The organism is Streptomyces sp. NBC_00249 (genome assembly GCF_026342355.1).
Classification (GTDB): Bacteria; Actinomycetota; Actinomycetes; order Streptomycetales; family Streptomycetaceae; genus Streptomyces.
In genome coordinates this window covers 26,510-36,718 of sequence record NZ_JAPEMV010000016.1, presented here as the reverse complement: position 1 = coordinate 36,718, position 10,209 = coordinate 26,510, and the positions used below count along the sequence as shown (strand labels likewise).

General features: G+C 69.4%; 8 protein-coding genes and 1 pseudogene. 2 read left to right on the top strand and 7 right to left on the bottom strand.

The genetic code is table 11. From position 1 onward, the window contains the following. Positions 1-1,563: 1,563 nt before the first annotated feature. Entirely contained in the window at positions 1,564-2,280 is a 717-nt protein-coding gene (locus OOK31_RS39060) for a hypothetical protein (protein WP_323188313.1), read from the top strand. Further along, positions 2,277-2,750 carry a MarR family transcriptional regulator gene (locus tag OOK31_RS39055; protein WP_267092197.1) on the top strand — a complete coding sequence of 158 codons (474 nt, stop codon included), beginning with the start codon at positions 2,277-2,279 and terminating at the stop codon, positions 2,748-2,750. Before OOK31_RS39060 ends, OOK31_RS39055 begins: the two co-directional genes overlap by 4 nt. A 122-nt stretch (positions 2,751-2,872) precedes the next feature. Here the strand turns inward: OOK31_RS39055 and OOK31_RS39050 are convergent, their stop codons facing one another. From OOK31_RS39050 to OOK31_RS39020, 7 genes and pseudogenes are all read right to left on the bottom strand, one after another. After that, complete coding sequence (locus OOK31_RS39050) at positions 2,873-3,427, bottom strand: XRE family transcriptional regulator (protein ID WP_267092196.1); 555 nt, start codon at positions 3,425-3,427, stop codon at positions 2,873-2,875. Between the two features lie 3 nt (positions 3,428-3,430). Beyond that, on the bottom strand, positions 3,431-4,717 hold the full coding sequence (locus tag OOK31_RS39045; RefSeq protein ID WP_267092195.1) for a transcriptional regulator: 1,287 nt from the start codon (positions 4,715-4,717) through the stop codon (positions 3,431-3,433). A gap of 694 nt (positions 4,718-5,411) precedes the next feature. After that, a pseudogene (locus OOK31_RS39040) lies at positions 5,412-5,594 on the bottom strand (helix-turn-helix transcriptional regulator); the annotation flags it as partial. A 120-nt stretch (positions 5,595-5,714) separates the two neighbouring features. Continuing rightward, positions 5,715-6,626, bottom strand: coding sequence for a ParB/RepB/Spo0J family partition protein (locus tag OOK31_RS39035; protein ID WP_267092194.1), 912 nt, complete (start codon positions 6,624-6,626; stop codon positions 5,715-5,717). Beyond that, positions 6,623-7,888 (bottom strand): ParA family protein, encoded by a 1,266-nt coding sequence (locus OOK31_RS39030; RefSeq protein ID WP_267092193.1) that lies wholly within the window; start codon positions 7,886-7,888, stop codon positions 6,623-6,625. Before OOK31_RS39030 ends, OOK31_RS39035 begins: the two co-directional genes overlap by 4 nt. 161 nt (positions 7,889-8,049) lie before the next feature. Next, positions 8,050-8,709: a ScbR family autoregulator-binding transcription factor gene (locus OOK31_RS39025; protein ID WP_267092192.1), complete on the bottom strand. Its 660-nt coding sequence runs from the start codon at positions 8,707-8,709 to the stop codon at positions 8,050-8,052. 257 nt (positions 8,710-8,966) lie between these two features. Further along, positions 8,967-10,151, bottom strand: coding sequence for an FAD-dependent monooxygenase (locus OOK31_RS39020; RefSeq protein WP_267092191.1), 1,185 nt, complete (start codon positions 10,149-10,151; stop codon positions 8,967-8,969). Positions 10,152-10,209 lie beyond the last annotated feature (58 nt).

The following is a 10,209-nucleotide window of genomic DNA, read 5'->3' as shown; positions in this document are numbered from 1 at the left end:
GCTGCGCGCCTGGGAAGGGACCCCGCTCGCTGCGCTCGAGGGAGGGGAGTCGCCTCGCTTCGCTCCCCGGGGCTGCTTCGCAGCCCATGGGATTGCAGGCGCTGCGCGCCTGCAATCGAATCCGGCTCGCTTCGCTTCGCTCGGGCAGGGCTGCTTCGCAGCCCAAGGGACTCCAGGCGCTGCGCGCCTGGGAAGGGACCCTGCTCGCTTCGCTCGCTGGAGGGGAGCCGCCTCGCTTCGCTCGGCGGGGCTGCTTCGCAGCCCATGGAATCGCAGCCGCTGCGCGGCTGCGATCGAATCCCGTTCGTTGCGCTCGCGGGAGGGGGATCGCCTCGCTTCGCTCGGCGAAGGCTGCTTCGCAGCCAAGGGGTTCCTGCCGCTTCGCGGCAGGAACGGAAACCTGTTCGCTGCGCTCGCAGGAGGGGAGGCTCCTGAAGTTATCCCGTTCTGCCTGGCGTCGATGAAGGCTTGTTTTGCTGCCCAACAGTTTCAGGGTTGGGGGATGGCCGGTTCTGTTCCATTCAACTGTTGGTTGCTTCGGGTTGGGGTTCCGAGGAGTTGGGTGTCTGGGAGCTGTTCTGGGGCTCAGGTGTTTGCCGGCTGTTTGGGTCTGTGAGGAAGAGGAGAATTTTGGCAGCTTGAGAAAAAGTTCTTGCTGCGAGTGACTCACTTGTTTCAGGAGCCCTAGGACTTCTGAGCGGTTCAGACCCGCAGGAGCGTTACCTGGTGAGTGTTGCTCCGGGCTCTGGAACCTGGTGTTTTGCCAGGGGTGTTTCGAAGCCTTGCTGAAGAGGATGCTGCGGACCGAGTTACTAGGAGGAAGTGGATCGTTTTTGCTTAGTGCGTAGGGATTTCTTTGAGGGGCTGGGGGTGGGGGGTTGGGTTTGTTGCTGGGGTTGGAGGAATGTTTTTGGAGAAATGGCTGAGGTGTTCATGGCGAAGGTCAGGCTGGAGAAGGGTTCGAGAGGGGTTGGAGGTGTGGTCAGGAAGTGGGTGAGGGTGTTAACGGCGTTAATGGTGGATCGGGGGGTGATTCAAAGTGGGATGGGGATAGAGATAGGAATCAGTCAGATTCCGCGGGGTTATGGACAGGGTGTCTGGGAGCCGTGGTTCTGCCGGCTGGGGTGTTGGGGCGTCAGGAGTGGGGCTCTAGTGAGGTGTTGTAGACGGCGTTCAGTACGCGCAGCGCGGCAGGGGACGGCCTATAGAGAGTACGGATATGCGTTGTCGCAGGTCAGGCGGGGTGCGGGGGGAAAGTTATGTCCCCTCAGGAGGGACATAACTCGGTCGATGTGTCGCTGCTAGGGGGACAGAACGACGACAAAACGTCAGCGAGACTGACGCTTTTTCGGCTAAAACGTCGGGGAGGCTGACGTTCTTGCGGAGATACGTCGCTGAACTGCTTGAGGGCAGGGCGGGGTTGGGTGAGGGGGCGAGGGGGGCTTGGCCGGAGGGGGGTGGCTGAGATGTGTCCCTCCTGAGGGGACACAAGACACGCCGAACGTCAACGAGCGTGACATTAGTGTCACCCTTGTTGACATACTCTCTCTGCAGATCAACGAAGTGGAGAGCATCCTCGTGTCATCAGAGCCACAGCGCCGTCGGCCGAGTCCGTCGCGCGCGCCGCGTCCTGATCTCCCCGTTGATGACGCGATCTCGGCGTGGAGTCAGCCGCTGGCTCCGGTCAAGGATCTGGACAGCCTGGCGAAGCGGTACCCCAGCCGGAAGCTCACCCTGGACGGCGAGCGCAAGCCGCTGGAGTTCTACGGGACGCAGAGTCAGCCAAATGCGTTCTCGATGGACAGTCTTGAGTTCTTCCTGGTGATCGCCCAGTACTTCAGGGAAGCCTTGCCCCTGAGGCTGATCCTGCTGCTGATCGCGTGCCAGCGCGCGGGGGGCCGGATTCCACTTACTCAGGAGGAGATGGCTACGATCCTGGACGTCAGTCGCACCAAGACGTCGGAGGCACTGCACACCGTCATGTCTCATGGGATCGTCTTCAAGGTGCGGCGGGGTGTGTACCAGTTCAACCCGCCCTACAGTTACCGGGTGGCTGAGTTCATCCCGGGGACGGAGACGGCGGGTGAGTTCGTGAAGGTGGAGCAGCACAGCACCATCTCGCAGATTCGCAGCGATACGAGCCTGCCGGACCTGGTGCGGTTCCCGTCGCTGGACCACATGCGGCAGGCCATCGAGGAACTGCGGGCCGAACGGTCCAAGGAGCGCGCTGCGCGCCGGCTGAGCCGGGCACAGCGCAAGGAAGAAGGGACAGCTCAGTGAGCACCTTGCGATTCGCTGCGGTCAACGCCGACGGGCTTCTCTCCGACCTCGACCTTCCGCCTGCGGCGTACCGTGTGCTGCTGAAGCTGCGTTCGCTGAGTGAGCCGGGGGGTCGGATCCTCATCGATCAGGCCACCATCGGCGGCATGCTGGAGCTGAGCCGTCCGAGCGTGAACGCCGCGCTGCGGAGCCTGGAGCTCGCGAAGCTGGTGCGGAAGGTCAGGAACGGGGTCTACCAGATCAACCCGATGCTGGCCGGGTACAACTCCTTCGAGGACGCCGTCGCCGCGGTGAACGAGATGCCCGCGGAGGAGCGGTTGGACGCGCGGGGGTATGTCGCCAGTTACCACCAGGCGGTGGCGGAGTACCAGGACCAGCTGGCCGAGCAGCGGAAGAAGCGGGCGGCGCAGGCCGCTGCGAAGAAGGCCGCGGAGTCGAAGCGGCGGAGGACGTTGCACGCCGTAGGGTGACCTGTTCCCCGAGGAGGCCGCTGTGGCGGGCTCTGAGGGGGGTTCAGGGGAGTGAGAGGGTCCCGGGGGTATCCCGGGACCCTTTTGGTTTTCTGGGGCCTGTGGGGGTGGCTGGGGGGCCGTCAGAAGGCGAAGTCGATGTAGTCGATGTCTGTGAATTCGACCAGGAGGCTCGTGGCGCGGGCGCCGTTGTCCTTGAAGTAGATCTCCTGGAGGGCCTCCGCCGTGATGTGGCGGAGCTGGGCCTCGGTGGCGCCGGTCTCCTGGGCCGCGAAGAGGCGGCCGGCGTACTCCGGGGGGAGGTGCTGGGTGATGCGGCGCATGCGGCCGTCGTCGGTGGTGCCGGGGGCGGCGGTGAAGCCGAAGCGGGCGCGGGTCTCGACGACCAGGCCGGTGGTGCGGGCGGCCTGCTCGCGGGCGCGTTTGCGGACCAGGGGCTGCCAGCGGCGGCGTACCTCGTCCTCCAGACGGGCGGCGAGTGCGGGCTTGGGCTGCTTGAGCTGGTTCTTGACGTAGCGCTCGACCGTGCGTTGGGAGATGCCCAGGAGAGCCGATACCGCTTTGGTTGATTTCAGCTGCTTGACGAGGAAGCGCATCTGGGCGCCCGCGGATTTGGGGATCGGGCGGGTGAAGTGTTGGGCGTCGGCTTTCGTGAGGCCGTCGGAGATGTCGGACATGGGTTACTCGCCGTCTGCCGCTGCGTCATGGCCCTTGATGTGGCGGGCCGGGTTGAGGTGCTGGTCGAGGAGTTCGACGGCCCACAGGAGGGGCTGGGTGCCCTCGTGTTTGACCATGCCCGGGCTGACGCCGAGGCGGAAGCCGCCGGGGAGGGGCTTGCCGTCGGGGGTGTGGGGGAGGAAGTCGAGGGGGCTGGGGCCGTCGGAGAGGTAGACGGCGCAGTCGGAGAGGACCGCGACGGGGTGCAGGCCCGCTGTCGTGGCGAGCTTCTGCATCTTGCGGTGCATGTTCACGCGGGCCGTGGAGATGACGGCCGCGCGGATGTCGGGGCGCCAGGTGGGGCGTTCGAGGGCGGGCCAGGGCTCGCCCGGGCGGTAGCCGGCGCCCTGGGGGCGTTCGCGGAGCTTGCCGATGCCGCCCTTGACGGTGGACTTGATGGCGGAGAGGACGGCCGTGGAGGTGGGGGAGCCGTTGGTCTTGTAGGTCTGCATGGCCTGGAGGAACTCCGACTCCGTGAGGGCGGAGGTGACGCCCAGGTCGGCCATCGTGGCGATGTAGGCGTCGCGCAGGCGGGTGTACCAGGCGTCGAGGTACGGGCCGTTGTCCGGGCGGGTCCAGGCCTCGGTGGGGCGGACCTCGTGGCCGAGCTCCTGGGCGTAGGCCAGGGTCGGGGTCGCGTACCAGGCGGGGCCGGTGGGCGGCTTGCCGTGCGGGGTGAAGGGGCTGGGCAGGCGGGGGTCGAGCTCGATGGACGAGAGGTCCGCCAGCCAGCAGCCCGGGAGCTTGGGGTCGAAGCGGGGGGCGGTGGTGTGCGTCGCGGGGCCCAGGCCGACCGGGAGGCGGTTGGCGGCCGCGGCGAAGGCCATGTTCACGTCGATGCCGACGGCGTGGGCGCGGTGGCACTCGGCGTCGGTGAGGAGCTCGGCGTCGCGGATCCAGTCGTACGCCTCCTCGTCGAGGACCTGGTCCGGGGTGCGCTGGTGGGAGCGGGGGTGGAGGGCGGCGACCACCGGGTGTTCGTCGGGGGCCTCCGGGGGGGCCGGATCGACGGGGCGGGTGAGGGAGCCGGCGACGGGGGCCGACTCCCAGGCGTTGGTCTGCGGGTTGCGGGCGGCGCGGGTGGGGGGACGTAGCGCCGTCATGAGTTCCAGGCCGGTGACGGCCGTGGAGCCGCGGGGGGTCAGGACGCGGGCGGCGAAGGTGGTGAGCAGCTCGGCGAGTTCCGGGGCGGGGAGGGTGGCTGTTTCCTCGCCCCAGGCGCGGGCGTCGAGGGCGCCCCAGGGGAGCACCGCGAGCTGGACGCACTGGCGGCCGGTGGTGGGGGAGGCCGGGCGGTAGACGCGGGCCCAGGGGCCGAAGCCGCGGCGGGTGAGCTGCCACTTGGCCTTGGTGAGCTGCTTGACGACCGGGTGGTCGTCGGGGAGGCGCAGGGTGCGGCGGTCCTCGAGGGTGAGGGGCAGGCCGAGGCGCTCCGCGGCGGGGGCGGTGAGGACGAGGAGGGGGTCGCCGTCCTTGCCGTTGCGGTGGAGGCGGGGGGCGCGGAGGTCGGCGTCGGGGCCGAGGGCCCAGGCGATGAGGGAGGGGAGGTCGGAAGTGGGGTGGGGGAGGAGGAGGCCGCCCGCGGCGTGGGCTTGGCCGGTGCCGTCGAGGACGGCCAGGGGGCCGTTGCCTGCCAGGGGGAGGGGGGGGGGGGCTTGGGGGCTGAGGGGAAGGGGTGGGGGAGGTGGTGGGGGGCTTGGGTGCGGGAGTGGTGTTAACGGCGTTAACGGTTTCGGGCTTGGCCGGGGTGGGGGTGTTAACGGCGTTAACGGTTTGGGGCTCTGCGGGTGTGGCTGCCGGGGGGGCGTTAACGGCGTTAACGGTCTCGGGCTCCGCAGGGGTGGGGGCGTTAACGGCGTTAATGGGGGTGGGGGGGTGGAGGGCGGCTAGGCCTTCGAGGAGGCGGGCGTAGGCTGCGCGCTTCGGGGGGCGGGGGGCGGTGCGGCCGGTTTCCCAGGAGGTGACCGTCTCGCGGCGGACGGAGAGCGCCTTGGCGATCTGGTCCTGGCTCAGGCCGGCGGCCTCGCGCAGGCGCTTGCGTTCGTCCGGGTCGGGGAGTCCGTCCTGCGCGGCTGCTTCTTCGAGCAGGGCGTCGACCGCTGCGAAGAGGGTGGTCTGTTCGTTCATCTCGCTCATGGGTACCTCCGGGTGCAGCCTATGCGAAGCGCACGTTTGAACGCACATGAAACGCACGTGGGGGCGTTAACGGCGTTAATGCCGTCAGCGCCCCCCGCGTGGGTGCCGTGCTCAGATCCGCAGCATCAGGAGCTCGGTGACGGCCTTCAGGTCGTCCGGGGTGAGGTGGGCGGTGAGGGCGTCCGCGATGGTCTCCGGGGAGTCCGTGGAGATCGTGATGCGGGGGGTGGGGTTGGGGGCGGGCGGCTGGGTGTTAACGGCGTTAACGCCGTTAACGGGTGGCGGGGCCGGGCGGGTGCGCTGGCGCGGGGGGTTGACGGCGTTGATGGTCTCGGCCGCGGCGCTGGCCTGGTCCTCCTGGGGGAGGCGGCCGATGCGGCGGGCGGGTTCGACCTTGAGCTCGCCCGTCTCGACCTTCTCCTGGAGGGTGGGGGTGAGGTTGAGGAGGGTCAGGCGCTGGGAGACCCAGGCCGCCGTCTTGCCGAGCCGCTTGGCGACCTGGGCCTGGGAGCCGTGGACGTCGACGAGCTCCTGGAGGGCCCGGGCCTGGTCCATGGGGGCCACGTCGACCCGGTGGACGTTGGCGATCAGGGCCGATTCCAGAATGTCCGCGGCGGAGGCGGAGAGGGCGTCGTTGACGTGGATCTGGATGGTCTTCAGGCCCGCCAGGTGGGCCGCCGCCAGCCGCCGGTTGCCGTCGATGACGACGTACGGGGCGCGGCCCAGGCCGTCGGTGGTGCCCGGGTGGGCCTCCATGAAGGCCATGCGGGTGGCGACGGCGAGGGGCTGGAGCTGGCCGCGGGCGGTGAGGGACGCCGCCAGTTCCTCGATCTCGGTGAGGTCCTCGCGGAGGTTGAACGGATTGTGGGCGAGGGCGTCGATGGGCACCTCGGACGGCGGGACGACGCCGGACGTGGGGGCGCCCGTAGCCTCGGCGATGGCCGCACGGCGGGAGCTGACGCCCACGGGCTGGGCCCGCGCGAAGGAAGCCGAGACTCCGAGCTTGTCGGCCTTGCTGCTCATGAGATCTCCCGGGCGAGGGCGCGCAGGGCGACGGCTTGGTCGCCCTTGGGGGCGTAGACGAACAGAGGCTGCTTCACGCGTACGGCCTCGCGCTGTTCCTTGAGGTCGGGAACGATCGCCACGACCCGCGGATCCTTTATGTCCATCCAGGCCTGGAGGGAGGAGGTCGCGATGTAGCCGCGCCGGCCGTCGTAGAGGTTCACGACGAGGCCGAGGTAGTCGATGTCGAGACTGAGGTCGTCGCGCAGGTCGTTGATCTGGGAGGTGAGAAGGTCGTACGCGTCGGCGGAGGAGTCCTCGGCCTGTACGACGATCAGGGCCCCGGAGGCGCCCGGCTGTTCGGTGTCGCGGCGGCGGCCGTAGTAGATGGCCGCGTCCATGCTGAGGCCGAGGCTGGGCGGGCAGTCGATCAGGATGACGTCGTAGTCGGACTCGACGGGGGCGAGGGCGCGTTCGAGGGCGGCCTCGCGGGCGCGGACGGTGGAGAGGCGGACGTCGAGGAGGAAGGCGTCCGTGCAGGCGGGGAGGATGTGCAGGCGGTCGCCGAAGCGCTCGTCCGGGACGGGGACGATCAGCTCGGAGAGCGGGCCCTTGGCCTCGCCGGCCATGTGGCAGGTGAGGCTGTCCCCGCCGATGGGGAGGGGCTGGTGGCCGAGCTGCTTGGTGAGGTGGCCCTGCGGGTCGAAGTCCACGAGCAGGACGCGCATGCCCAGGCCCGGGAGGTCTTCGAGGTCCAGGGGCGTGGTGTGCGTCGCCTGGTGGGTGTGGTCGGCGTCCTCGGCGGACGGGACGCGGGCCAGCTGGCGGGCCACGCGGACCGGGTGGAGGGTCGACGGGTCCTCGGCGAGGGCCTCCGCGGTGCCCGCGGTGACGGCGGTCTTGCCGACTCCGCCCTTCTGGTTGCAGACGACGATGCGGCGGACGACGCTGGGCCGCTTGACCGTGGGGGCCGGGTTCATCTCCAGCCAGAGGCGCACGGCTTGGGCGAGACCCTGGATGAGGGAGACGCCGCGGTCCTTGGAGCCGGAACGGAAGGACTCCCACTGGCCGGCGGGCAGCCAGGTCGAGAACGATTCGGCGCCGGAGGTGTCGACGGGGGAGGGGGCGGAGGCGAGGGCGCTCCAGTGCGCGATGCCCTCGTGGACGGCGTCCTGGATGTCGACCCGCAGTTGGGCGGTGCGGATCTTCAACTCCTGGCGGAGCCACGGGGGGAGCTTGGAGACGACCTTCTCTCGGTCGCTCGGGGACGAGGGCGAAGTCATGAGAGGGACTTTACTAACGTTCTGGGGTGTGCGTGGGCGCCACGCTTGAGTTTTGCTAACGAAGTGGGTGGAGACGGGTGCGACAGGGCGGCCTCGCACACGCCGTAGTGAGCACCCCCGTGGATCACCACGGCGTGTGCGAGGCCGCCCTGGACGCGCCGTCAGCCGACCGGAGACGCCTGCAGGTCGAGTTCCGCCCGGCAGGCCGGTGAGCCCGACGGGTCGAAGCGGGGGATGCGGGGGCCCGGGACGATGCCCGGGAGGAGGTAGTTCCAGAGGTCGACGACCCGGGCGTGCAGGTCCTCGCGGCCGGTGCGGACGAACGAGGTGACCTGAAGGCCGGTGAACGAGCCGACGAGGAACGTCGAGAGGTCGGTCACGTCGACCGACGGCAGGATGTCGCCCTGCTCCTGGGCGGGCGTCAGACAGCTGCGACAGGTCTTGATCCACGTGTTGTACGGGGAGGGGTCCGGGCTCGTGAACGAACCGAACTCGATGACCAGGCGGATGCCGGCGCGGATGCGGACGTTGGAGCGGAGCCCGGACGCCATCTGGTGGGTCAGGTCGATGACGGTCTGGAGCCCGGGGTCCTCGATGGCGGGGACGTCCTGGGAGACCGCGAACTGCTCGTCCATCAGGGTGCGGGCGAGGGCTTCCTTGGACTGGAAGTGGAAGTAGAGGGCGCCCTTGGTGACTCCGGCGTGCTTGACCACGTCGCTGAGGCTGGTGCCGCCGAAGCCGGCTTGGTCGAAGGCGATGGCCGCCCCGTCGAGGATCGCCTGCCGGGTGATCTCGGCCCGTTCCTGCCTGACCCTCGCCACGTGGGTGTCTCCTGGTGCCGTTCTCGTCCGGTGGTACGGGGTCAATGTAGTGGGATCGGTTCAAAGAAAACCAGTCGACAAGTACTTTTTTGGGGGGCGAGGGGGATGGTTTGGGGGTGGGTGGGAGGGTTCGCGTTGTTACTTTTTGGGGCCTGGGGAGGGGGTGGGGGGCGTTAACGGCGTTAACGCCGTTAATGGGTGGGGGTGTTAACGGCGTTAAGTGGGGGTTGGGATTCCGCTTAACGCCGTTAACGCCGTTAACGGGGGACAGCGGGGGTGGGGAGGGGGAGGAGGGTGGCGGTGTGGGCTTGTCGGAGCATCCAGTTGAAGATGCTGCGGCGGTTCAGGAGGGTGTTGCGCAGGCGGAGGCCGAGGCGGGTGGTGGGGGCGAGGAAGGGGCCCGTGCGGTCGCCGCCCCGCTGGCAGCCCTGGGCGTAGGGGCGTACGAGGGCCTCGTAGCGGGCGAACGCGGCCCGGGGGTCCTCGGGGGAGCGGGCGAGTTCGTCCGCCAGGACGTACGCGGCCACGACGGCGGTGCCCGTGCCCATGCCGCCGATCGTCGCGCCGCAGGCGGCGTCGCCGAGGAGGGCGATTCGGCCCGTGGACCAGGTCTCGACGTCGGAGCGGCTGATCGAGTCGAAGTAGAGGTCGTCGGCGGCGGCGAGGGTGCCGAGGAGCTGGTCGCTCCTCCAGGGGAGTCCCGCGAAGGCCCGGGTGAGGATCGCCTTCTGGGCGGCGGGGTCGTGGCGGTCGTAGGCGAGCCGGGGCGAGGCGAAGAGGAAGAAGGCGTTCGCGCGGGTGGGGTCGGTGGGGGAGGCGGCGACGGAGACGAGGCGGCCGGGGGTGTTGTGGCCGACGGAGCCGGGGCGCAGCGCGGGGGCCTGATCGCGGGGCAGGCTCCAGGTGGCGGCGTAGTAGCCGAGGTGGGTGACGTGCCGCTCCTCGGGGCCGAAGGCCAGGCGGCGGACGTTGGAGTGCAGGCCGTCGGCGCCGATGACGAGGTCGAAGCGGCGGGACGGGGAGCGGCGGAAGGTGACGTCCACGCCGGCCGGGGTCTGGGAGAGGGCGGTGACGGAGTCGCCGAAGACGTACTCGGTGGTGGGCAGGGACGATTCGTAGAGGACGCGGGAGAGCTCGCCGCGCGGGATCTCGATGTCGCCGCCGGCGAACGAGGCGGGCAGGTGGAGGAGTTCCCGGTCCGAGGCGTCGACGAAGGTCATGGCGGTGCCGCCGGTCTGGATGCGGCGGAGCTCGTCGAGGATCCCCATGCGGTCGAGGACGGTCAGGTGGGTCTCCCCGCGGAAGTCGACGGACTGGCCGCCAGGGCGCAGGGCGGGGGCGATCTCGACGACGGTGGGGCGGAAACCGTGGCGGCCGAGCCAGTGGGCGAGGGCGGGGCCGGCGATGCTCGCGCCGGAGATCAGGACCGAGGGGGAGGGCATGGGGGCTCCAGGGCATTAAGTGTGTCCACCGGACACTGATTTGATTTGTGTACGGTAG